Here is a 22,153-nt window from a genome sequence, read left to right on the forward strand (position 1 = left end):
ACTTTCTTTGAACAATCTGCGCTGCTTTTTGAACGGTTAACTACTTTCTTTGAACGATCTGCGCTACTTTTTGAACGGTTAACCACTTTCTTCGAACGATCTGCGCTACCTTTTGAACGGTTAACCACTTTCTTTGAACAGTCTGCGCGATTTATTGAACAGTCAGCGCCGCTCTTTGAACAGTCTGCGCCGCTCATTGAACAGTCTCTTCAACTCCTACCAAAAAAACCCGGAACGGCGATCAACGAGATCACCTATTCCGGCTACAATCGACAACTAATTTTTCCCTTCCAGCTCTTGAATTTCTTTTTCCAATGTATCGATAATCTTACGTGCGCGTTCGTTTCCGACCATTTCTACGTATTCTTCGCGAACAGGCTTGCTTGCTTCGCGAAACGCTTCACGTTGGTCACCGGTCAATTCATTGATTTCAATATCACTTTCTTGTTTAATTGTTTCTAAATCTTCACTATTGTGCTCGTTTTGAATTTCGAATGATTTATCCTTCATTTCCTCAACGGTTTCGTCGATCATTTGTTGAACGTCCTCAGGCAATCCTTCGTAATAGTCTGGGTTGATCGCTGTTGTTGTCACGTAAAGTGAATGTCTGGATAAGGTCATATTGCTTTGAACTTCATAAAATTTCATTTGCTCGATGGCAAACATCGGGTTCGTTTGGCCGTCGATCATATTTAATTGAAGTCCACTATAGACCTGCTCATAAGGCATTGGTGTTGGGTTTGCTCCATAGGCTTCATAGGAAGAAACAATGAGCGGTGAAGGCATCGTCCGGAATCGATTTCCTTCAAAATCACTTGGCTGCTCAAACGCCGTATTCGCTGTCCAATGGTTGAAGCCTTCTGTCCAATATGATAATACCTTGATTCGCCGGTCGAGAAACGCTTCGTTCATTGGACCGTACAATGCTTCACTTTCATTTAACACTTGTTTATTAATTTGCATATCATCGGAAAATAGAAAATGTAGCAGTAACGCTTGTGATTCGGGTACCATCGTTCCAATATTACCCGGTGAAACGATTGCCATATCAACGGCCCCGATTTGCAATAGCTCTGCCTGTGTCGTTGCATCTCCCAGCTGTCCTACTGGGTAAATTTCAACATGCACATTACCATCCGACTTTTCTTCGATGATTTTTTTAAACTCTTCGACATAGCTCTGTTGGACGGAATCGATTTGTTCCTCATGGACAAAACGGATTACATGGTCCGGTCCTTTCTCTCCAGCTTCAGATACCGTATTTCCTTGATTGCTTCCACAAGCGGCGAGAAAAATAAAAGCCATGAACAACAAGAGTTGACCGATTTTTTTCATACCCATTCACCTTCTTTCTATTCGGAATAAAACATCTGGTAAGCTGTAATGATCTCTGGAAATAAGATGAATAACGCAGATGCGACAAAGAGAATTAAAATATAGGGCCAAATGCCACGAATGACTTCTAGATACGGTTTTTCAAATACGGCAATTGCGGTAAAAATGTCCACGCCAAATGGTGGTGTTGCTGAACCGATTGCTGCTTGTAGAGTAACGATAACCCCTAGTGCAACTGGGTCGACACCAGCATCCATCGCCACTGGATAGAAAATCGGAGTCATAATGATAATGACGACGAGTGGATCGACAAACATACACCCAACAAAGAAAAACACCGCAACGATAAATAAAACGTACGTAGCTGAAGGGTCAGCGCCAAGGACAGCAGAAGTCAGTACTTCCGGTAGTTTCGCATAAGCCAACACCCAGCTAAGCGCTGTTCCGGCAGCAACAAGGATAAAGACCGCCGCTGTAACCACTGCTGAAGACTCGGCAATTTTCGGGATATCCTTCCATTTCACATCCCCGAAAACGAATACCTCTAAAATGAATGCGTAAGCGACGGAAATCGCTGCCGCTTCCGTCGGACTAAAGATTCCTGTATAAATACCACCGACGACGACAATCGGAAAACCGAGTGGCAATATTGCTTTTCGAAAGGCCGTCCAACGTTGTTTCCAAGTCTGCTTCTCAATTCGCCCGATATCATTTTTACTAGCCAAAAAGAAACTGTATAAAGCGAACATCGCGAAAATAATAAGCCCTGGCAAAATTCCGGCGATAAATAATTCACCAACTGAAGTTCCTGTGACAACTCCGTAAACGATCATAGCGATACTCGGCGGAATAATCAGCGCTAAGTCACTCGCATTAATGATCAACGGAATCGCCTGTGAATCTTTATAGCCTTCTTTGATCATCCGTTCACGCGTTGGCTTCCCGACAGCAACAACTGTCGCTTGCGTCGAACCAGAAATCGAGCCAAATAACGTACAAGCGGCTGCCGTGGTGACTGCATACCCTCCTCGAATATGTCCGATGAATGCGCCGACAAAATCGAGCAATCTGCTAGATGTTTTTCCTTTCGCCATAATGTCAGCGGCAAAAATGAACATTGGAACAGCCAGCAGCACAAACGTCTGGATGCCAAGAGAGAATTGTTGGATAAAGACCATTAAATTGAGGTCCGGAAAATAAATAATCGCAATAAGTAATGGTGCAACAATCAATGGGATCATAATCGGAAAGCCTAAAAATAATAACAGAAACATAACCCCTAGCATGATCCAAATCATTTTTTACGACCCCCTTGATGCAAACCTGGATTCTGCCTTTGCAACTCCACATCTTTTTGCTGTTGTTCATTGTCTTCCGTCTCAGAAGCACCTGATTCACTTACTTCACTTCGTTTCACAAGCGAATAATCTCCCTGCTTCCTTCTCCGTTTAATTTCCGTCAAAATCGGATCCTGTGTTCCATCGATGAGTTCCTTATGACGGATATTCAAAACGGCTTCCATCGCATATTGGATTCCAGCAAAGAAAAACCCTAACGGAATGAAAATCGACACTAGATAATAGGGAACTTGCAAGGCAGGAGTGGTTCGTCCTGTTTCCATTAATATGAGGACGTATTCAATAGATAAGTAACTTAAGTAGAATAATAGAATTGAAGTGAAAATAGTAACGAAAATAACGAGCGCTTTTCTCACTTTATATGGTAAAAATTCAACAATCGCTGTCATTTTCAAATGCCTGCCCCAACGTGCACAAAAACTGAGACCAACAAACGTAATCAAAATAATCAGAAACTGACCCACTTCTTCGGCAAATGTCCACGAGTTGTTAAAAACACTCCTCGCAATAACATTTCCGAGCAAAACAAGGGTGATGGCGATTAAAGCATAACTGATCATCCAGCCTTCTACTTTCGCTTGAATACGATCAATTTTTCTTAACCAATTCATTGAAAGATGCCCCCCCTAAATTCCTTGCTTCCTAACTCTTCTTCCAACATAAATACCCGCAATTTTACCCATTAAACTAGAAAAAGCTAGCGAATCAGAACCAGTTTTTCCCACACTTGGCGAATCACCTCTTATTTTGCAGAACAAAAAAGATGACCCCGAACTAGTCGAAATCATCTTTAACAATTGAGACTATTATTTTCTTTCTGCAGACTACTGCTCGCCAATCGGATTTTCAAGCGCTCCGATTCCTTCAATTTCTACGCGAACCTTGTCGCCTTTTTTCAAAAACTTCGGTGGTTTGTACCCTTTTCCGACACCACTCGGCGTTCCAGTTGTGATGATATCGCCTGGATACAACGTCATCCCTGTTGAAAGCAGTGAGAGTAAATAAGGTACATGAAAAATCATATCTTTTGTATTTCCATCCTGTCGCATTTCTTCATTCACAAACGTACGAATGGAGAGGTTGTCCGGTTGAGCCAACTCGTCTTTTGTCACGATGACAGGCCCCATCGGACCAAACGTATCCAATGACTTAGCACGGAAAAATTGTTTATGTCGTTTTTGCAAATCACGTGCCGAAATATCATTCAAAATCGTGTAACCAAACACATAATCCAAGGCTTCTTCTTCACTGAAATTCACACCTTGTTTGCCGATGATGACCGCTAATTCTCCCTCGTAATCTAGCTCACTTGTTATGGCTTCATGTGGCTCGACCGTCTCACCGTTGGCAATGATTGATGTAGGTGATTTTGAAAAGATGACTGGGTCTTTCGGAACAGCTTTTTCGTCACGATTTTCATCCATTTCGATCGCATGCTCGCGGTAGTTTTTGCCGACACTGATAATATTTTTCTCTGGAATATACGGCGCGCGTACGTTCACTTCGTCAACCGAGATCGAATGCTTGATTTCATTTTGAAAATCGACGAACTGAAATCCTTGAATGACCGATAAAAGCGTCGGGAACAACTCGACTAATTTAGGATAATAGTCGATGTGATCTCCTTTCAATACTCCCCAATACTGCTGATGATCCGTTTCAAAAGCGATAAATTTCATGGGTACCCTCTCCTTTTTTATGTCAATATCCATAATAAGCCGGATATCGTAAATATACTGAGCACAGTCGTGACCAGTGTAATACTTGAAACCAAATCCGGTCGCGCACGAAACTCAAGTGCAAACATCGTTGTCGTTGCAGCGGTCGGCATGGCCGCGATGACGATCAATACGTTACCGAGCAAATCAGACATCGGAATAATCAAGACGAACAACCATGTAATAAGCGGTGAAATAATTAATCGTAATGACGATGATAAAGCCACTTTACTCACATCAAACTCACGGAAAGCGATATTGGCCAGTTGCATCCCAAGCCCGACCATCATGAGTGGAATCGCAACAGCGGCTAGCATATTGACGACTTCCATCGCTTGAGTCGCAAGCTCAATATTCAACCACTTCATCAAGAAAGCAAGGAGCATCGCGTAAGTGGCGGGCATTTTCAAAATGGTCAATAACGCTTGTTTCATTCCACTCTTGCCACGTGATGCGTAATAGATTCCGAAAAAATTCATTTGGATTGTCTGTATAGACATAAATAACACCGCATAAACAAAAGCTTCTTCACCAAACGCAAACAAAATGACCGGTGAACCATAATTCCCAGCGTTCATAAAAGCATTTGATAAAATCATACCACTTTCGACAGAACGTTCCCATCGAAAAATAACCGATAAGATCTTATTGATGAAAATCATCGCAAACAAAATAATGAAGGACATGAGTAGAATCTTACTAAACTCCCCCGATAAATCCCTCGTATAAAAGGCTTCAAACACGAGTGCAGGAACAAATATGTAGATCGTTACCGCAGAGACGGAACGGACATCCATCTTACGGATTCGCTGCAAAACGTATCCGAGAGCGAAAATAGATACAATTGGTAAGATAACTTCAATAAAAATAGACAACTAGCTGCATCTCCTCTATCTTTATACTTCTTTCACTACTATAACGCATCATAAGCTTTGGCGAAATAGCGCGAAACGACGAACGTTAATTAAAAGAACACCGACAGTTGATGACAAAACTATCCATAAAAACCTACTTCACCTAGTTAAGGGAATATGGTAGACTTATAATACAAAAAACTGTTAAATGATTAGTAGCTTTTGACTAGGAGGAGTTTTAATTGATCGAAATGAATAGTCATATCCTACCGGGAAGGGGGACGAGTCCTAAGTCCGTCCATGAAAGTATACAGATGGCCAAGGATGCGACCAAACATGGTATTCGTACCATTGTTGCAACACCTCGTCACCTCGATGGGAATAATGACAATCCTAAGTTGGATATACTGGAAGATGTCATCCATTTTAGAAATGAGCTCGAGCAAGCCAATATTCCACTAACGGTTTTAGCGGGCCAGGAAATCCGATTATCTTGGGATCTATTGGAGCGTTTAGAAAAAAATGAACTACTCTCGATCAACGAAAAATCAACGTATATATTGATTGAGTTTCCACCCAACCATATCCCGAAATTTTCCGAACAAATATTATTTGACCTACAAATGAAAGGATACATACCAATCATTGCTCACCCGGAAAGAAACAATGAATTTTTCAAAAGACCACAATTCTTATATAATTTGGTCAAGAAAGGAATGCTCGTCCAACTGACAGCAGGCAGTGTCACCGGACGATTCGGGAAGAAAATCGCCAAGTTCGCACATGAATTGATGGGAGCAAATTTAGTGCACTTTATTTCTTCTGAAGCAAACCATACGAGGAAATATCCATTCGAATTAAAAGAAGCATACAAAAAAATAGAGAAAAGCTTCGGAAAACAAATGCATTATTATTTTTTGGAGAATACACAAGCATTAATCGAAAATGAAACGATCTTTGCAGAACCACCGACGCGGATTAAATCAAAAAAGTTCTTTGGAATTATTTGAGAGGGCATCCAATCAACAGGAACAAAATAAGCGAGGGTAGAAGCGTATGAATAGAAACCTTATGATCAGTGATATCCATGGACATTTGAATGCGTTTGAGCAGTTACTTGCAAAAGTGGATTATCAACCAGCGCATGACCAATTAATTTTACTCGGGGATTATATTGACCGCGGCCCCGCCAGTAAAGAAACAATTGAATTTGTCATGGATTTACAAGCAAATGGCGCAATTGTTTTACGTGGAAACCACGATGACTGGTTCCTTCAGTGGCTTCAAGATCCAAGTCAAGTGTCGCCAAACTTTTTATTGAACGGTGGTATGGAAACCATCCAATCCTATCTCCATGAGTTGGGGGATGACTTTTCCATCCAAAAACAAACGGAATGGGCTACGTCTATTCGAGAAAATCACCCCACACATATCAACTTTTTGAATGATTTACCACTCTATTATGAACACGAAGCGTTTATCTGCGTTCATGCTGGCATTGATCCGCTCCAAATCGATTGGAAAAACACCTCGAAGGAAGATTTCCTGTGGATTCGAAAAGAATTTCACAACAGTATCATTGATGCCAACAAACCAATCATCTTTGGTCACACACCGACAAAAGGACTGCAAAAACATGCCGGCATCTACTTTAATGACAATAAAATCGGTATTGATGGTGGCTATACATTTGGCTATCAATTGAACTGCTTAATCTATGAGCAAAACGAATTCACCGAAGCGGCTGTCACAAAAGAAGAAATAGAAAATGGCATGACTCGACAATTATTTCCGAGGAAATAATTTTGTCGAACCATACCTGATGTAATTAAGATAAGAAAATTGCTCCATAAGCGAGCGCCCCAACAATGACGAGCGCCGGGTGAATATTTAACCGTTCCAAGAATATAAAACTTAAAACGACCAAGATGATTGTGTGAACGATTCCGGCATCAAAATAAGACGTCTCAAAAAATTGGTAGGCTAAAACGGCCAATAATACGGCAATGGTCGGGCGAATTAACGCTGTCATTCTCTTTACTTTCGGTGAATCTTTGAATTTATTCAATAGATTGAGAAGAAGGATCATGGCGACTAACGTCGGTATAACCGTCGCCGCTAATGCGACTAATGAACCAAGTACCCCAGCTACTTCAAATCCAATATACCCCGCCATTTTCGTAGCGATTGGACCTGGAAGGGCGTTCCCCATCGCCAACACTTCACCAAACTCCTGACGTGTCATGAACTCATACCGCTGAACGACTTCAATTTCAATTAACGGTATAATAGCCGGACCGCCACCATACCCTACAATCCCTGGAATAAAAAAAGCTAAAAATAAATACCATAAATCCAAAAGCATCCATTTACGCCCCTTTCTTCTTTGGTTTCGTCGTCAGCGCATAGATGATTAAAGCCCCAATTAAGAGGACTGGATGCCAACTAAGTACAACATAAACAATAATACTGACAATACTTAAACTAATCGCAATCGGTAACCCTAATCCCTTATTCGAATTTCTAAAAAAGTTAAACGCCAACATAAAGAGTAACACACCGACGACCGGCGCGATTGCTTGCGTCATCCCTTGAACAATCGGCGAATCTCGAAAACTGACCAAAAAGCTGATCAATGCAATCATCAAAAGCACTGTCGGAAGCACCGCAGCGATTAAAGCACCGATCATACCCGTGAACCCACCAATCCGGTAACCGATATAACCAGCCATTTTTGTCATAATTGGACCCGGAAGCGAATTTCCGAGCGCTAACACATTACCAAACTCCTCGTCATCCATCCATTTATACTGATGAACAACCTCTTTATGAACTAATGGGATCGTTGATGGACCTCCCCCATATCCTAATAAACCTGTTCGCAAAAAACTGATGAATAAATCCTTATTTACATCCCATTTCGATTTCGTCATCAATGGCACCCTCCTTTCACTTTCTTTAAAATTTATTTAGTATGCAGGCTCATATATCTTGCATTTGGGTGCATATATTTTGGTTTGGGTACATATGTTTACCGAGCGGGTGCATATATTTTCGTTTTGGGTCCATATATTTTTGTTCCGGGTCCATATATCCGATGATTGGGTACATATATTATTGAATCAGGCTCATATATTATTGAACCGGGCGCATATATTTAGAAAATGGGCACATTTAATTGTTTCCCAGGATCATATATTTATCGCTCATACTTCGAGCTCATTTTTTGTGGCTCGCGTCATCATTAACAACGCGCGCGCATATATCCATGTTTCGGGCACATTTTTTAGTTGCTCGGGCTTATATATTTGCCGTGCGGGCTCATATATCTTGTATTTGGGTGCATATATTTATAGAGCGGGCTCATATATCCGTAGATTGGGCGCATACATCCGTGATTTGGACTCATATATTATTGATTCCGGTTCATATATCTATCATTTGGTTGCATATATTTTGAATCGAGCTCATATACCCATGTTTTAATTTCATATATTTACCGCTCGGACCAATATATTTCCGCACCTACCGTCGGATCCATAAGCCAATCAATCATGTCGGAAAATATTTCTGATTCGGCTCATATAAAACTGAATCAGTACCATATACTTCCCACTTGGGCGCAAATATCTAGATTTCAGGCCCATAACTGACCACAAAGGGCGCATATCTCATAACCTAGGGGTCATATCCCAAACTTTCGGTCGCATATATACATTCAACCAGCTATTCGTTTTTATTTTCAAGCCGATATACCTTTCAAAATGACAACAAATCTCTTTTATTCAAAACAAAAAGTGACAGAACAATCAATCTTCTTTATAATAGAAGTAAATTACAGGAAATGTGGTGAACATTTTGAAACTGACGGATACGGATTTAAAAATTCTCAACATGCTCAGTGACAACGGTCGTATGTCTTATGTCGACCTCGCGAAAGAATTGGATCTTTCACGTGTCGCTGTACGAGATCGAATCTATCAAATGCAAGAATCGGGCATTATTGAAAAATTCAGTGTCGTCATTAACTCAGAAAAAGTCGGCAAAGGAGTTTCCGCATTTTTCAATGTGGACTGTGAACCGAATTCACTGGTATACGTCGCCGAAAAATTAGCGGAAAACCCAAATGTCGCAAGCTGTTACCAAATGACTGGTCCAAGCACATTACATACGCATGTACTTGTAGAAGATTTCACGAGTTTGGAAAAATTCATCAATGAGGAGCTATATGCCCTTGAAGGAATCAGTCATGTGGAAAGTCATATCTTGCTTCGCCGCTTTAAAAGTCGTACCGGTTTGAAGCTATAGAGAGAATCTCCTGTCTCGATTAAGAAGAGACAGGAGATTTTTTTGAATTTAATTTTACCATGCTGCGATGGAACCATCTGTACGCATTTCAGTTCCACCAGCCAATACACCTGTTTCCGGGTCGCGACAAATTATTTGTCCCCGGCCGAAATCACCGTGATCAACCTCACGAATGATCTGATGTCCTTTGCGCTGCAAAGCTTGTGCCAAGTGTTCTGGGAACGATGGGTCAACTTTCACTTGTTTATCTTTCACCCATTGCCAACGCGGAGCATCCAGTGCTGCTTGTGGGTTCAATTGGAAATCTACCATATTCATCACAACTTGCGCATGTCCTTGCGGCTGCATAAAACCACCCATCACGCCAAATGGACCAACCGGTTGATCTCCTTTTGATAGGAAGCCAGGTATAATCGTGTGATACGTTTGTTTGCCAGGCTTCAACACATTAACGTCATTTTCGTCTAGAGAGAATGTATGTCCTCTGTTTTGCATCGCAATTCCGGTACCTGGAACGACAATCCCTGAACCGAAGCCCATATAATTACTTTGGATAAAGGAAACCATATTCCCTTCTCCATCTGCAGTTGATAAATAAACCGTACCACTGCTCTTCGGCTCACCCGCTTCAGGCATGATCGCTTCCTCGCCAATCAATCCACGACGCTCTTCGGCATATTGCTCAGATAAGAGATCATTTACACGAACATTCATTTCTTTTTCTTCCGTAATATGTTTCAACCCATCTGCGAATGCTAGTTTCATGGCTTCCATTTGCTTGTGGTATGTATCCACACTTTCTTTTTCCGTAAATTCAAAGCCCTTCAGCATGTTCAGTGCCATGAGTGCAACAAGACCCTGACCGTTCGGCGGAATCTCCCAAACATCGTAGCCACGGTAATTGACTTTAATTGGATCTACCCACGTTGGCTCATAAGCTGCAAGGTCTTCTTTTGATAAAAACCCACCATTCTCTTGGAAAAATGCATCGATTTGATCAGCGATATTCCCACGATAAAATGATTCGGCTTTCGTTTCCCCAATCTCTTTCAACGTTTTCGCATGACCTTCTGACTTCCACATTTCACCGATTTTTGGTGCACGGCCATCTGGCGCAAACGTTTCAAACCAATGATTGAATTCCTTGTCTTTAAATATTTCTTTAAATTTCGTAACTGCTCTTTCCCAATTATGTCCCAATATTGGTGTCAATGGATATCCTTCAGACGCATACCGAACCGCAGGCTCCATCAGTTCTGAAAATTCCAGCTTTCCAAATCGCTCGGATAATGCAGCCCATGCTGACGGGGCACCTGGTACGGTAACTGGTGTCATTCCAAATGTCGGCATCTCCTCATGTCCTTTTTCCTTCACTTTATCCACTGAAATCGAAGCTGGAGCACCGCCACTGGCATTTAGTCCGTAAATTTCATCTTTGATCCAAACGAGTGCGAAGGCATCTCCACCGATACCATTCGAAGTCGGCTCGACAACCGTCAATGCCGCTGCTGTCGCAATAGCTGCATCAACCGCATTCCCGCCTTTTTTCAGTATATCCAACCCAGCCTGCGCAGCAAGCGGTTGGGATGTTGCAACCATTCCATTTCGACTATACACCGTATTCCGCTTTGAGTTATACGGGTGATAACGCGCATCAAATTGAACCAATTCAACCTCTCCCTTAATCTGTATTTTACAAAATGTTTGAATTATTAATATCATCATAACATAATTTTGACTATTTTTATCATTTAATTTCTTTTTGATGAAGATTTCTTGAATTAAAATATGTTTTTGTCCATTCTTATCCAGATTGCGCTTACATTTTGAGTGCTTTTTTTAAAAATTTCATTGTAAAAAGTACTAACTGGGCACATAAATTCTCACTTCGGTCGCATATTTGAACAATTAAGTCTCATATATTCGAGAGCCGGGCTCATATAAGCATAATTTAGGCGCATATCCACTAATCAAGGGAGCATATATCACCAGAAAGGGTACATAAAAAATCCGACCTCGCTTAAATACAAAAAGACTAAAAGAAGCACCACCTAGGCACATAAATTCTCACTTCAGTCGCATATTTAAACAATTAAGTAACATATATTCGAGATCGAGGCTCATATAAGCATAATTTAGGTGCATATCCACTAATCAAGGGAGCATATATATCCAAAAAGGGAACATAAAAAATCCCACCATGCTTAAATACAAAAAGACTGAAAAAGGCACCACCCGGGCACATAAATTCTCTCTTCGGTCGCATATTTGAACAATTAAGTCTCATATATTCGAAAGTCGGGCTCATATAAGCATAATTTAGGTGCATATCCACTAATCAAGGGACCATATATCACCAAAAAGGGTACATAAAAAATCCCACCACGCTTAAATACATTGGATCATCTAAAAAAAGCACCACCCGGGCACATAAATTCTCACTTCGGTCGCATATTTGAACAATTAAGTCTCATATATTCGAGAACCGGGCTCATATAAGCATAATTTAGGTGCATATCCACTAATCAAGGGACCATATATCACCAAAAAGGGTACATAAAAAATCCCACCACCAGGATTTGGCAGCAGGATTTTTCACTTTTCATGACCAATAATTAGAAATAAAGCATCTCATTTAACATTTCATTGATAAATAGATTCTCGGATATGATTTTCAAAAATAAAAATGTACCGAAATAAAAGAGCAACACACCATAGAATCCATCGATTCCTTTATTTTGGTTATGAACATAACTGTAAATCGCAAACGTTGCAGCAATAAACAAACCAATAAACCCAAGGAAAAAGACATAGAAAAAGACCGAAAACATTTTCACGCTGACGATTAATAGAGATAATAGCATAATTGCAGTTGGGATGACCATTAAAGCGCCGAAACGGCCGACAACTGATTTGATATGCAGATTTGCAACACTTGGCCTCACGACTGCAAAGATGATGCCTACCGCAACAGCGATAAATAATAAAATAAAGAAAAATGGCTTAAAAAATATGGTGCCGAATGGAACGGCCGATCCAAAATACCCCATTCCCATCGAACTGGCAAACGCCTTCATTCCAAAATAAAAAGTCATTGGAATAAATAAAGAAAATAATACGAGAGTAATCAGTCCATTGACGAAGTTGCCTTCACCCTCTACTTTCCCATGGCGCAATGGGCTTTTTGCCATATGTACGAGATGTTTCCAGTATCCTTGCGCCAACGCCTTTCCTTGTTCGGCGTAATCATTGGTTGTTGCAGTATCTGAGGTTGCGGCGCTCTCTTCTTTTGCTGAAGCTACTGGGCTTTCAGCACCATTTTCTAGCTGCGATCCACATGATGTACAAAACTTACTGTCTTCACTCACTTCCGTCTGACAGTTTTGACAGACCTTCTTCATTGATAAATTCCCCCTTTTCAACGTTACAATTTCAATTATATCACTTATATGAATATTTAGAACCATATTAACAAGAAGTCGACAAATTATTCGGATTAGTAAGAGAGGAAATGAGTTTGGTTGAATAGAGCCGTCCTGTTCAACCGAATTCTATGAACGATAGGAGATTCGGGCGTTTAGAGCCTTACTATTCGACCGGATTGGAAGTGCAGATGGAGTTCCGGGCGATTAGAGCCATCCTATTCAACCGGATTATAGGAACGAAGGGAGATTCAGGCGATTAGAGCCATTCTATTTAACCGGATTATAGGAACAAAGGGTGATTCGAGTGATTAGGAGTCGTCAATTCGCCCGGAGCGTTAGAGAGAAGAGTGATTCAGTCGATTAGGAGCAAACAAATCGACTCGAGCGTTAGATGAAAGTGAATTTCGGTCGAATAGACTCGTCCAAAGTGCATCTCAGCAAAAAAAATCACCTACCCACTCGGCAGGTGACCATATTTATTCGAATGAAATCGTGTCTTGTTTTTTCCCATCTTCATCTTGAACGCGAACTTTCGATTCTTTATTTTCGGCAATTTCCTTTGCTCGTTCAATCGCATCTTCTTTTTTGTCAAACACTTGGTCAGCTCGTTCTGCACCAACGGTTTGAGCTGCCCAACCATCTTCATGCGGTTTAACGAGTACATCATTATCGAGAAGGTCTAAGTCCGTGTCATTTTCATCTTCTTCGTGATCTTTTAACGTCGAATTACTGACGTTTTTCATTTCATCCTTTTCGTCTTTGCTCGCACCATCGGCCCATTCTTTCGCTTGATCGGTTGCGATTGGGATGGCGCGATCTTCATCATAGCCTTCTTCAATCATAGCATTCGCAATTTCGATTGCTTTGTTTCTTGTCGCTTCATCAAAATTTTTCAATGAACTAGGATAGTCATTTTTATCCCAAGGCATTCGATCACTCTCCTTTGGCCTTTCCTTAAAAAATAGCCAAGTTCATCGGTTTCTAAACATTTGTCTGGAGATGAAACTATCTCGCTCTTTTCAAAACGAGCTTGTTAATCAAATTCAATACACCAAAAATTAGGATAAGCGTAATCAAGATAATCACGCCACCGATATACCACTTCGTAGTGTCAAAACCGAATCGATCAAAAACACCTGCAACCAAATAACTGACAATAAAAGCTGTCAGTGCAATGCTGACGACCTTAATTAATTGATTCATCATACCACCCATCTCCCTTACATCATTTCTTGGTTCTTAATGACTTGAAAAGCAAAATACTCAATGAAAATTAAATATAAACCGCCTAATGTAAAAAAAGATACTTTATTCATAAACCCGAATAACGCTAACCCTATTAATACAAACGGAATTGAAACTGCCATCAAGTTGAACGTTTTAGCTTTCGCCGACTGATAAATTGCCATTACCCGCTCATCTTTTTCTTCAATTCGCTGTTGTTTCGTTTTGTTTTTTTCATATAAAATCGGCACGGTCGAAATCATTATCAAGAATACGCCCATAAAAACGATTGCAAATACAGCATAGTCGCCTTGTGGCATGGTGTCGTCAAATTTGTCTACACCGACGATTCCCAACGCAACTCCCAGCACAAGCAGTAAACCGCCGACAACTTCAAGTGACCAAAACAGTCTAAGATTCATATCCTTCACCCCTTTCATCACTAAAAATTTCTTCAATGGCCATGTCAAAATATCTCGCAATCTTGAAAGCCAATTGCAATGACGGATCATACCTGCCATTTTCAATCGACCCAATCGTTTGACGAGTCACCTCAAGTACATCGGCCAACTCTTGCTGATTCATACGATGTTGTTTTCTGATCTCACTTAGTTTATTTTTCATACACCTATCCCCAATAATGCAAAGTTTCCTTTCCATTTAACTATAGCTGATTCTATTTATAATGTAAAGCTTACTTTCCATTTATTTTAAAAAAATTCTGATGGACATATACGCCCACCAGGTCACTTACAATCATTTTATTTCGCTTGTTTCAATGAAAAGTAAAATGGCTCCCTCTTGAACAGCAAACTAAACCCAACAAATGCAATCAATGAAAATAAAACCGGAAATGTTACCGTATGGACACCGAACAATTCACCGTTGGCCGTATTATATAAATGAATAACGATATAGGAACCGATCCCGACGACCATGGACGAAATGGCACCAAATTTATTCGCATATTTCCAATAAAGTCCGAAGACAACCGGCCAAATAAACGCCGCTTCCAACCCACCGAACGCAAATAGATTTAAGTAAATCAATAACTCTGGTGGATTGACCGACATCACGAACACAATGATCCCAATGATTGCGGTAAATCCGATACTCACTTTTTTCACGTGTTTGTATGTTGCATCTGGTTTTACGTAATTAATATAAATATCTTTCACGACCGCTGAACTGACCAATAGCAGCAACGAATCAACTGTCGACATGATTGCGGCCATCGGTGCTGCCAAGACGATTCCTGCGACCCATGATGGCAATGTTTCCAAAGCGATCAACGGAATGACTTGGTCTGCCACTTCAATTCCCGGCAAAACGGGGCGTGCGAACACTCCGATCAAGTGCATGTTCAGCATAATCAACCCGACAACGATGGTTCCAATCACCAATGCCCTGTGCATCGAACGTGAATTGCTGTAGGACATGGCACGCACGGCGACTTGCGGTAACCCGATCACACCGACACCGACTAGAATCCAGAAAGAAGACACATAAGCCGCTGATAGACTACCGTCGTTTCCGAAAGGTGTCACTAGATTCGGATTTTCCGAGACTAAATCATTGAATATGTTCTGGACGCCACCTCCAGCAATCACAACGGCTACCAATAAAATCAGTGTTCCGATGAACATAATGATGCCTTGCATCGCATCCGTCACCGCTACAGCGCGGAAGCCACCAATGATCACGTAGATCAGAACAGCGACGGCAAAAATGAATAATGCCCCTGTATAACTTAAATCCGTCAGCGATTCGATTAAATGGGCGCCACCAATCCATTGAGCAGCCATGGCGGAAAACAAGAAAACGACGACACTGATTGCCGAAAGTAAGACAACTGTCGTGCTTTGATAGCGTTCTTTCAAAAAGTCGATCAGTGTGACTGAATTCATTTTCCGCGTTACAATTGCGAACTTTTTTCCTAAAACGAGTAAAACAAAATAACCGGTGACGACCTGAGACATCGCCAATAAAACCCAGCCTAAACCAATGTCATAAGCTGCACCAGGACCACCGAGAAAACTCGAGGAACTCCCGTATGTCGCTGTCATCGTCATTGCCAAAACAAGGCCGCCCAGCTGCCGATTTCCAAGATAGTAATCGCTTAAAAATGAACTGGAATCACTCATCCGACGACTCGACCAAATCCCGATAAAAAATATAATCACTAATAAGCCCAATAACGGACCAAGAACTGCCCAATTCATGATTGGTTCCCCTCCTCATCTTCATCGAAGGGAACATCCTTCAAGAAAAATTTAGTGACAACCATCACCAATACGATCATCACGAGCACACCGACGATGCAACTCCAGAAAAACCAAGCCGGAAAACCGAAAACATACGTATATTCTTCTGGTGGCTTGGAGCCCAATCCATAGGCGAAACCATACCACCAAATAAAGTTGAAAACAGCAAGTGCGCATCCGATTAGCGCTTCTCGATTCGCAATCTTAAATCGCCAATCTTGATCAGGTCTTTCCATTGGCGAAGCCCCCCTATTGAAAAATCTACTTATCAACCATTTTAGCTGATGAAAAACGAAAAAGCATTATATTTTGAATATTTTTGTCAATGATTTTATTGAATGCACAATCGGTCAGAAAAACTTTTCTCAAGATTTTTTCATCAAAAAACTCCCTTTACGTAAAGACCATCTACGTAAGGGAGCAGTCATCAACTGATTTATTTTTTCAATAATGAAGCCGCTTCTTCATCCACAATAACGGTTACGTGATCATGTGATTGGAGAGCAGTAATTGGCCAATCTTCACTTTGCTTACCTTCAACCAACTGTTGGATCGCTTCACTTTTATTCGTTCCATTGGCGATCAACACAATTTCTTTCGCTTCCAATATGGAGCCAATACCCATTGTAATGGCATGTGTTGGCACATCATCCATGGAACTGAAAAAGCGAGAGTTTGCTTCACGCGTGGATTCAGCCAATCTTACCTCATGGGTTCTAGATGAAAATGAAGTGCCAGGCTCGTTAAAAGCAATATGCCCATTGACACCGACACCGAGTAGTTGTAAATCAATGCCGCCTTTATCTTTGATGATCTGGTCATATGTTTCGCACTCTTTTTCAATGTCCGTCGCTCGACCATCTGGTAAGAAGGTTTGCTCTGGTGATAGTTTAAGCGGATCAAATAGCTTTTCCTTCATATAATAATAGTAGCTATTTGGATCTTCTTTTGGAAGACCAATATATTCATCCAAGTTAAACGTCGTTACATGGGATAGATCTGCATTTTGTTCTTGTGCCCATGCAATTAATTTGTCATATAAACCGAGTGGTGTACTGCCTGTCGCAAGTCCTAAATTAATATTATTTTTTTCTTGGATTTGCTCGATAAAAAGTTCTACACCTTTTTGGCAAACCTCTTCATAGTTTTTTACGACAATTACGTTCATGTTGCATCCCTCACCTTTATTTTATTTTTCGATGGTCAACTGACCTCTACAAATTGTTTTTCTCACTTCAAAGTCTTCGTTCAAAATTACAAGATCGGCGTCGAAACCTTCTCGAATGGCCCCTTTATAATGATCAACCCCTAAGGATTTAGCAACATTTCCAGAAGATAATTGTGCAAGCTTCATGAGATCCATCGGCTTTAACTGAGCCGCATTTTTCACCGCTTCGTTCATTTTCAAGACACTTCCGGCGAGCGTTCCATCCGCTAAGCGCGCCTCACCGTCTTGGAGTGTGACTTCCTGTCCACCTAAATCGTAAATGCCATTTTTCAAGCACTTCCCGCGCATCGAATCGGTAATCAACATCAAGCGCTCAACACCCAAGTTTTGATAAGCGAGCTGAACCATCGTTGGATTGACATGAATTTCATCAAAAATAACTTCTGCCTTTAGTTGATCACTCAAAAAGACAGACCCTGCAACACCAGGCTCACGATGGTGAATACCACGCATGCCATTAAATAGATGGGTTGCATGCTTCAAACCATTTTGTTCTGCTTTTTGAACATCTTCATAGCTAGCATCCGAATGGCCGATCGATGCGATGACCCCTCTGTCACTCAAATGCTTGACGAACTCTTGGCCACCTTCCATTTCAGGTGCCAGCGTGACCACTTTAATAAATCCATTGGCGTGCTCCTGCCAAGCATCGAATTGATTCAAATCAGGTCGTAAAATATGTTTGACGGGCTGTGCTCCCGCTCTTTTTTCATTGATAAACGGGCCTTCTAAATGAATACCTAAAATTTCCGCTCCTGTATAGTCTGTATCAACGAACCGGGCGACATTTTGAAGTGCCTGATCGGTCGCTTCCTTGCTTTCTGTAATGGTCGTCGCCAGAAAACTTGTCGTTCCTTCTTGCGGCAAGACCGCTGTCATTTCATCCAAAGCTTCCATTGTTCCATCCATGACATCATAGCCGTTCGCTCCGTGGATGTGAATATCAATAAACCCTGGAAAAACCACTTGGTCCGAAGTCAGTTCAATCACTCGAACAACTTGATCGTCCGGTGCTTCTTCCATCGGACCGACACGTTTAATTTTCTTATCCTCCACAAGTATATAGCCAGGTTGGTACACTTGCTCTTGTCCAACAACTCGGCCACCTTTGATCAACAATTGGTCCACAACAATCGCCTCTTTTTTATGAAAAATTCCAATAGATCAATCGTATGTATGAAACAACTTACTCTTAAATTGTACCACTTATCCTATCAAAAAAGTAGTAAAAAACCGCTTAGGCATTTCGTTATTCGCGTGGTTGTCAAACTCACATAAGTACGAGGACAAGCTATCAAAAAACAATCACGGCAGGTCATCCGTTTGTTTTCTGAAATCAATGTATTATAATGAAAAAACATGCGATTTGGACGAATTGGATTACATATAGGGAGGACTGAACATGCAGCAACGCCACTGGAATCTCATTAGAGACATAAGTTTTGTATTGATCGGTGCCTTTGTTCTTGCCTTCAGTGTCAATTATTTCATCATTCCGAACATGCTTTCTGAAGGTGGTGTCATCGGCCTAACCGTCATTCTCGTATACCTTTTTGACTGGTCACCTGGTGTGGTTAACTTTGCCCTCAACGCTGGATTAGTCATTGTCGGCTACAAGTTTTTCACGAAACGAGCGTTAACATACACAGCGCTATCGGTTGTTTCAGTAGCTGTATTTTTATTAGTGACAGAGGGGTGGAGTAGTCCGATTGAGGATGATCCATTGCTTGCTGCATTGTTTGCTGGTGTTTTCATCGGATTAGGTCTTGGACTTATGCTTAGATCAGGCGGAACTGCTGGTGGAACAACCGTCATTGCACAAATCATGCACCAAGTGTTCGGTTTCAGTGTCTCCGGTGTCGTGTTATTTATCGACCTAGTGATCATTGCCGGTTCAGCCTTTGTCATCGGCCAAGAGCGAGCCATGTACACATTAGTCGCCGTCTACATTAGTGCGAAAGTGATCGATATGGTGTTAGAAGGACCGAATGCCCGAAGCGCTGTCATGATCATCAGCAACAAATCCGAAGAGTTACTAGAAGTCATCACCGAACGAATGGCCAGAGGAGTCACCGTACTCGAAGGCCGCGGTGGGTATTCAAAAATGAACAAACAAGTATTGTATATCGTCGTGAACAAACGAGAGATCGTCCGGTTGCGAAAAATTGTCGACACGATTGACCAAGATGCTTACATCACCGTCCACCGTGTTCAAGAAGTTTATGGGCGTGGATATAAAGGCCACAAAAAATAGCCGGGTGGGTTGACTGTTGAAATCGGCGGGCTGACTGTTGATAAATGCGCTTCAACTGTCGATAAAGATTGCCTAACTGTTGATAAGCGTGCTCCAACTGTCGATAAACACCCGCTGACTGCTGATAAACGCCCGCCAACTGTCGATAAAGACTGCCTAACTGTTGATAAGCGCGCGCCAACTGTCGATAAACATCCGCTGACTGCTGATAAATGCGCTCTAACTGTTGATAAACACGTTCCAACTGTTGATAAGCGCGCTCCAACTGTCGATAAACACCCGCTGACTGTTGATAAACGCGCGCCAACTGTCGATAAACGCAGGCTGACTGCTGATAAACGCGCTTCAACTGCTGATCAACCTACACCTACTTTCAAACTCACATACTCCAATTCTACCAATCTTCTTTCTCTTCAACTTTCTGTTTTTCACGGCCTTCTTGTCGTAGTGAGTGAATGATACTGAAGATCATCACGATAATGATAATCCCAAATGGGAAAGCGGTAATCGTCGCAATCGCTTGTAGTCCTTGTAGGCCTCCACTTAACAGTAAAACAGTGGCAATTCCAGAGATCAGCAATCCCCATGTCAGTAAGACTTTTTTTCCGGGATTCAACCGACCGGATTCCGAAAATACACCGAGGACATAAGTGGCTGAATTTGCTGACGTGATGAAAAAGATTCCTATTAAAATTAACCCAAGAACGGAAAGTATCTGCCCCATCGGTAGTTGTTCCAACACACGGAACAACCCAACTTCTGGTGTATTTTTGATTTCTTCAGCGAAACTTGCTTGTCCCATTAGCTCCATATGCAGTCCGGTGCCGCCCATGACGACAAACCAAACAATCGTCACTGCTGTTGGAACGACGAGTACACCGAGCATAAATTCACCGAGCGTGCGGCCTTTTGACACACGTGCGATAAACGTGCCCACGAAAGGACTCCAAGAAATAATCCAAGCCCAATAAAATAACGTCCAATCACCCATCCATTGGTTGTCTGAAGAATAAGGTGTCGTATTAAACGTGTATTGGAAAATATTAGCGCCGTAGTCACCAATCGTTTTCAACAAATGTTCGAGTAAAAAAACCGTCGGGCCGATCAATAAAACAGCAATCAAAACGACTGCTGATAGCCAAAGGTTCCCGACACTTAAGTACTTCATCCCTTTATCCAAACCGGTTAATGCAGATGTAAGGAAAATAACCGTAATAACGACAACGATTCCGACCATCATCCAGTTATTATCAGGTAATGAAAACACTTCGGATAAGCCTTTTCCAAATTGCATTGTGCTTAATCCGAACGATGTCGCAATACCTACTGTTGTCGCGACAATGGCAATGATATCAATCGTCTTTCCTTGCCAACCGTGAATTTGGTTTCCAATCAATGGATAAAATGCTGAACTGACCAAACCCGGTAGATTTTTTCTGTACTTTGCAAAAGCTAAACCAAGTGCCACAATGGCATAGATCGCCCATGGTTGAATTCCCCAATGGAAAACACCCAACAATAAGCCATGGCGGACTGCTTCCTCCGTTTCCGGTTCAGTTGCTGCTCCAGGTGCAGTAATGTAATGTGAAAGTGGCTCAGCAAATCCCCAAAACACTAAGCCTACGCCCATACCTGCCGCAAACAACAAACCGATCCAAGTAAAATAAGAATATTCCGGTTCATCATGCTTCTTGCCTAACTTCATTTTTCGATACGGGCCAACACCTAAGTAAATACAGAACCCAACATAGAAGGCTGTCGCAGCGACATAAAACCAACCGAGATGCTTTGTCATACCATCCATCAATGTGGTTGTGATGGATTCCATTGATTTCGGGCCGATGAGCCCCCATATGACTAACATAAAAATAATGATTGCTGAAATGATGAATACGATTTGTGTCTTCATTTTCGCGAACAGTTCTTTCATTGTCTCACCACTTTCTACGAACATCTTCTAATCATCTAGTTGCCAAGTTCAGTAGAAAAGAAACATTTTTATTTTTTATTTGGGCTAGTGGTCTTTCCCATACAAGGCTTTCGCACTCGAATAATTAATTTCCTCGCCTTAAATGTATTTCTTCAGTGTTAATTTGCTTTTCTTCAGGGTTAATCCCTCAAGCTTCAGTGTTCATTTTCATCTCTTCAGGGTTAATTCAACGAGCTTCAGGGTTAATTCCACGTG

At 41.5% G+C, this 22,153-nt stretch carries 24 protein-coding genes; 5 read left to right on the top strand and 19 right to left on the bottom strand.

Translation table 11 applies throughout. The features are described from left to right. The 6 genes from KQ486_RS12880 to KQ486_RS12905 form a co-directional block, all read right to left on the bottom strand. On the bottom strand, window positions 1-197 hold a 197-nt coding region (locus KQ486_RS12880), incomplete at its 3' end, for a hypothetical protein (RefSeq protein WP_216687866.1). A 79-nt stretch (window positions 198-276) separates the two neighbouring features. Next, window positions 277-1,335, bottom strand: a complete 1,059-nt coding sequence (locus KQ486_RS12885; protein ID WP_216687867.1) for a DctP family TRAP transporter solute-binding subunit — start codon at window positions 1,333-1,335, stop codon at window positions 277-279. A gap of 17 nt (window positions 1,336-1,352) precedes the next feature. Then, window positions 1,353-2,633, bottom strand: a complete 1,281-nt coding sequence (locus KQ486_RS12890; protein ID WP_216687868.1) for a TRAP transporter large permease — start codon at window positions 2,631-2,633, stop codon at window positions 1,353-1,355. Beyond that, entirely contained in the window at window positions 2,630-3,304 is a 675-nt protein-coding gene (locus KQ486_RS12895; protein WP_144161613.1) for a TRAP transporter small permease, read from the bottom strand. Before KQ486_RS12895 ends, KQ486_RS12890 begins: the two co-directional genes overlap by 4 nt. 213 nt (window positions 3,305-3,517) lie before the next feature. Then, window positions 3,518-4,372 (bottom strand): fumarylacetoacetate hydrolase family protein, encoded by an 855-nt coding sequence (locus tag KQ486_RS12900; RefSeq protein WP_216687869.1) that lies wholly within the window; start codon window positions 4,370-4,372, stop codon window positions 3,518-3,520. Between the two features lie 17 nt (window positions 4,373-4,389). After that, entirely contained in the window at window positions 4,390-5,286 is an 897-nt protein-coding gene (locus KQ486_RS12905; RefSeq protein WP_216687870.1) for an AEC family transporter, read from the bottom strand. 230 nt (window positions 5,287-5,516) lie between these two features. On the opposite strand from KQ486_RS12905, the gene KQ486_RS12910 reads away from it, so the two are divergent. Both KQ486_RS12910 and KQ486_RS12915 read left to right on the top strand, forming a co-directional pair. Then, entirely contained in the window at window positions 5,517-6,275 is a 759-nt protein-coding gene (locus KQ486_RS12910; protein ID WP_246569335.1) for a tyrosine-protein phosphatase, read from the top strand. Window positions 6,276-6,321: 46 nt separating this feature from the next. Next, the gene (locus KQ486_RS12915; protein ID WP_216687872.1) at window positions 6,322-7,068 is read left to right on the top strand and encodes a metallophosphoesterase family protein; all 747 of its coding nucleotides are present in this window, start codon (window positions 6,322-6,324) and stop codon (window positions 7,066-7,068) included. A gap of 25 nt (window positions 7,069-7,093) precedes the next feature. Here KQ486_RS12915 and KQ486_RS12920 read toward each other — a convergent pair whose 3' ends face one another. Continuing rightward, window positions 7,094-7,624 (bottom strand): chromate transporter, encoded by a 531-nt coding sequence (locus KQ486_RS12920; protein ID WP_186278576.1) that lies wholly within the window; start codon window positions 7,622-7,624, stop codon window positions 7,094-7,096. Between the two features lie 10 nt (window positions 7,625-7,634). After that, on the bottom strand, window positions 7,635-8,198 hold the full coding sequence (locus KQ486_RS12925) for a chromate transporter (protein ID WP_216687873.1): 564 nt from the start codon (window positions 8,196-8,198) through the stop codon (window positions 7,635-7,637). Between the two features lie 925 nt (window positions 8,199-9,123). Here KQ486_RS12925 and KQ486_RS12930 point away from each other — a divergent pair. Further along, a complete protein-coding gene (locus KQ486_RS12930; protein ID WP_144161902.1) occupies window positions 9,124-9,573 on the top strand; it encodes an Lrp/AsnC family transcriptional regulator in 450 nt (149 codons plus the stop codon). A 54-nt stretch (window positions 9,574-9,627) separates the two neighbouring features. Here the strand turns inward: KQ486_RS12930 and KQ486_RS12935 are convergent, their stop codons facing one another. From KQ486_RS12935 to nagA, 10 genes are all read right to left on the bottom strand, one after another. Continuing rightward, window positions 9,628-11,241, bottom strand: coding sequence for a gamma-glutamyltransferase family protein (locus KQ486_RS12935; protein WP_246569333.1), 1,614 nt, complete (start codon window positions 11,239-11,241; stop codon window positions 9,628-9,630). A 947-nt stretch (window positions 11,242-12,188) separates the two neighbouring features. Continuing rightward, the gene (locus tag KQ486_RS12940; protein WP_216687875.1) at window positions 12,189-12,974 is read right to left on the bottom strand and encodes a zinc ribbon domain-containing protein; all 786 of its coding nucleotides are present in this window, start codon (window positions 12,972-12,974) and stop codon (window positions 12,189-12,191) included. A 500-nt stretch (window positions 12,975-13,474) separates the two neighbouring features. Beyond that, window positions 13,475-13,927: a DUF2188 domain-containing protein gene (locus KQ486_RS12945; RefSeq protein WP_216687876.1), complete on the bottom strand. Its 453-nt coding sequence runs from the start codon at window positions 13,925-13,927 to the stop codon at window positions 13,475-13,477. A gap of 76 nt (window positions 13,928-14,003) precedes the next feature. Next, window positions 14,004-14,204 carry a hypothetical protein gene (locus KQ486_RS12950; protein WP_216687877.1) on the bottom strand — a complete coding sequence of 67 codons (201 nt, stop codon included), beginning with the start codon at window positions 14,202-14,204 and terminating at the stop codon, window positions 14,004-14,006. A gap of 14 nt (window positions 14,205-14,218) precedes the next feature. Beyond that, window positions 14,219-14,644: a hypothetical protein gene (locus KQ486_RS12955; RefSeq protein ID WP_216687878.1), complete on the bottom strand. Its 426-nt coding sequence runs from the start codon at window positions 14,642-14,644 to the stop codon at window positions 14,219-14,221. Continuing rightward, window positions 14,634-14,846 (bottom strand): helix-turn-helix transcriptional regulator, encoded by a 213-nt coding sequence (locus KQ486_RS12960; RefSeq protein WP_144161649.1) that lies wholly within the window; start codon window positions 14,844-14,846, stop codon window positions 14,634-14,636. Before KQ486_RS12960 ends, KQ486_RS12955 begins: the two co-directional genes overlap by 11 nt. 137 nt (window positions 14,847-14,983) lie before the next feature. After that, a complete protein-coding gene (gene panF, locus KQ486_RS12965; protein ID WP_216687879.1) occupies window positions 14,984-16,444 on the bottom strand; it encodes a sodium/pantothenate symporter in 1,461 nt (486 codons plus the stop codon). Further along, window positions 16,441-16,722 carry a YhdT family protein gene (locus KQ486_RS12970; protein WP_216687880.1) on the bottom strand — a complete coding sequence of 94 codons (282 nt, stop codon included), beginning with the start codon at window positions 16,720-16,722 and terminating at the stop codon, window positions 16,441-16,443. The genes panF and KQ486_RS12970 overlap by 4 nt, the downstream gene beginning before the upstream one ends. Window positions 16,723-16,922: 200 nt before the next feature. Next, complete coding sequence (nagB, locus tag KQ486_RS12975; RefSeq protein ID WP_144161658.1) at window positions 16,923-17,654, bottom strand: glucosamine-6-phosphate deaminase; 732 nt, start codon at window positions 17,652-17,654, stop codon at window positions 16,923-16,925. A gap of 21 nt (window positions 17,655-17,675) precedes the next feature. Continuing rightward, window positions 17,676-18,842 carry an N-acetylglucosamine-6-phosphate deacetylase gene (gene nagA, locus KQ486_RS12980; RefSeq protein WP_216687881.1) on the bottom strand — a complete coding sequence of 389 codons (1,167 nt, stop codon included), beginning with the start codon at window positions 18,840-18,842 and terminating at the stop codon, window positions 17,676-17,678. A 274-nt stretch (window positions 18,843-19,116) separates the two neighbouring features. Here nagA and KQ486_RS12985 point away from each other — a divergent pair, with 274 nt between their 5' ends. Together KQ486_RS12985 and KQ486_RS12990 are read left to right on the top strand one after the other, a co-directional pair. Beyond that, window positions 19,117-19,968 (top strand): YitT family protein, encoded by an 852-nt coding sequence (locus KQ486_RS12985; RefSeq protein ID WP_216687882.1) that lies wholly within the window; start codon window positions 19,117-19,119, stop codon window positions 19,966-19,968. 9 nt (window positions 19,969-19,977) lie between these two features. Further along, window positions 19,978-20,427, top strand: coding sequence for a hypothetical protein (locus KQ486_RS12990; RefSeq protein ID WP_216687883.1), 450 nt, complete (start codon window positions 19,978-19,980; stop codon window positions 20,425-20,427). Here the strand turns inward: KQ486_RS12990 and KQ486_RS12995 are convergent. Next, a complete protein-coding gene (locus KQ486_RS12995) occupies window positions 20,363-21,898 on the bottom strand; it encodes a BCCT family transporter (RefSeq protein ID WP_216687884.1) in 1,536 nt (511 codons plus the stop codon). The two genes, KQ486_RS12990 and KQ486_RS12995, sit on opposite strands and share 65 nt — an antisense overlap. Window positions 21,899-22,153 lie beyond the last annotated feature (255 nt).

This window comes from Allobacillus halotolerans (assembly GCF_018967645.1).
Lineage (GTDB): Bacteria > Bacillota > Bacilli > Bacillales > Alkalibacillaceae > Allobacillus > Allobacillus halotolerans.

Coding starts and splice junctions, on each gene's coding strand:
- KQ486_RS12900 (WP_216687869.1), bottom strand. CDS start 4,372: ATGAAATTTATCGCTTTTGAAACGGATCATCAGCAGTATTGGGGAGTA.
- KQ486_RS12915 (WP_216687872.1), top strand. CDS start 6,322: ATGAATAGAAACCTTATGATCAGTGATATCCATGGACATTTGAATGCG.
- KQ486_RS12945 (WP_216687876.1), bottom strand. CDS start 13,927: ATGCCTTGGGATAAAAATGACTATCCTAGTTCATTGAAAAATTTTGAT.
- KQ486_RS12925 (WP_216687873.1), bottom strand. CDS start 8,198: ATGACGAAATCGAAATGGGATGTAAATAAGGATTTATTCATCAGTTTT.
- KQ486_RS12955 (WP_216687878.1), bottom strand. CDS start 14,644: ATGAATCTTAGACTGTTTTGGTCACTTGAAGTTGTCGGCGGTTTACTG.
- KQ486_RS12950 (WP_216687877.1), bottom strand. CDS start 14,204: ATGATGAATCAATTAATTAAGGTCGTCAGCATTGCACTGACAGCTTTT.
- KQ486_RS12910 (WP_246569335.1), top strand. CDS start 5,517: ATGAATAGTCATATCCTACCGGGAAGGGGGACGAGTCCTAAGTCCGTC.
- panF (WP_216687879.1), bottom strand. CDS start 16,444: ATGAATTGGGCAGTTCTTGGTCCGTTATTGGGCTTATTAGTGATTATA.
- nagB (WP_144161658.1), bottom strand. CDS start 17,654: ATGAACGTAATTGTCGTAAAAAACTATGAAGAGGTTTGCCAAAAAGGT.
- KQ486_RS12970 (WP_216687880.1), bottom strand. CDS start 16,722: ATGGAAAGACCTGATCAAGATTGGCGATTTAAGATTGCGAATCGAGAA.
- KQ486_RS12960 (WP_144161649.1), bottom strand. CDS start 14,846: ATGAAAAATAAACTAAGTGAGATCAGAAAACAACATCGTATGAATCAG.
- KQ486_RS12995 (WP_216687884.1), bottom strand. CDS start 21,898: ATGAAAGAACTGTTCGCGAAAATGAAGACACAAATCGTATTCATCATT.
- KQ486_RS12890 (WP_216687868.1), bottom strand. CDS start 2,633: ATGATTTGGATCATGCTAGGGGTTATGTTTCTGTTATTATTTTTAGGC.
- KQ486_RS12985 (WP_216687882.1), top strand. CDS start 19,117: ATGCAGCAACGCCACTGGAATCTCATTAGAGACATAAGTTTTGTATTG.
- KQ486_RS12885 (WP_216687867.1), bottom strand. CDS start 1,335: ATGAAAAAAATCGGTCAACTCTTGTTGTTCATGGCTTTTATTTTTCTC.
- KQ486_RS12940 (WP_216687875.1), bottom strand. CDS start 12,974: ATGAAGAAGGTCTGTCAAAACTGTCAGACGGAAGTGAGTGAAGACAGT.
- KQ486_RS12895 (WP_144161613.1), bottom strand. CDS start 3,304: ATGAATTGGTTAAGAAAAATTGATCGTATTCAAGCGAAAGTAGAAGGC.